This is a genomic window from Leifsonia sp. GW821-FHT13C09 (assembly GCF_058806435.1).
The window spans coordinates 1-985 of the sequence record NZ_JBXAPS010000038.1; the positions used below are offsets into that span (position 1 = coordinate 1).

The 985-nt window shown below is 65.2% G+C and carries 2 protein-coding genes; one reads left to right on the plus strand and one right to left on the minus strand.

Features of this window, described 5'->3' with window-relative positions:
* Positions 1-77 precede the first annotated feature (77 nt).
* Entirely contained in the window at positions 78-488 is a 411-nt protein-coding gene (locus AC1ROW_RS22230; RefSeq protein WP_493021865.1) for a hypothetical protein, read from the plus strand.
* Between the two features lie 59 nt (positions 489-547).
* Here the strand turns inward: AC1ROW_RS22230 and AC1ROW_RS22235 are convergent, their stop codons facing one another.
* Entirely contained in the window at positions 548-859 is a 312-nt protein-coding gene (locus tag AC1ROW_RS22235; RefSeq protein WP_493021867.1) for a hypothetical protein, read from the minus strand.
* Positions 860-985: the final 126 nt, after the last annotated feature.

Here is a 985-nt window from a genome sequence, read left to right on the forward strand (position 1 = left end):
AACCGTCGTCACCTTGAGTGACCGAACAAATGGCGGGGGCTGGACGATCGGTTCAAGTGCAGATAAGGCTCACCACGATGCTGTCCCGAAAGGCCCTGCCAAAGGACACCGCGGTGGTGATCGCGCGGGCACTCACGATCCACCGGCAAGCGATCAGCGCCGCCACCCGGGAGGGAAGTGATCTCGCCCACCAGCTGCTCGGGCTCGACCGCCCCGGCTACTTCGAAGCAGACAATCTCGCCGCGCTCGTTGAGCAGACGCCGGGCAAGGCGCTGTACGTCGCGTTGGCGGTCGTGCTCGGAGCCTGCGAGTCCGTCACCAGCGAACAGATCTGGCGCGCCCCCTCCCCCACCGACGCTGACTACTTCAGCCAGCTCGCCGCCTGGGGGTACAGCCTCAGCGACGTCGAACGAATCGTCATGGGCGAGAGCACCGCAGACGACAACGCCGGGGTCACGGACGCGGCAGAACCCGCCTCCGAAGACTAAGGGACGTGGAGGATGGCGATCCCGCTCCGGCGAGACCCGCATCCTCGTGTCCCACGGAATCAGCTCATGCCGCGCACCGGCGAACGCAGCGCCCGCAGCAGCGGCGCGATCGCCGGCCCCTCGCTCTGCTGGATGACCCGGTCGAAGGACACGAACGGGACGCACGCCGTCTCCGCCGTCATCGCCGCCAAACGACCGATCACGGTATGCGGATCAGCGGCGATCGCCCATCCGTCAGCCGCCCATCCGCTCACTGTCTCCACACACTCCCGTTTCTCCGCCGCGCTCGGGTTCGCGGACCCGGCCACGCCGATCATCCCGCCCTGCAGTTCCGGAGCCATGTTCCTCGTATCGATGATGAACACCCACACCCTGATCACTCCCCTGTCGATCGACCCTTCTATGGGTCGGTATCAAATTGGTCTGGTCAAGTCCCGTGGAGTGGTGTAACCGTTTCGTGATCCTTCAGGGATGTGGGGGCTAGTTTTCGTTGTGAT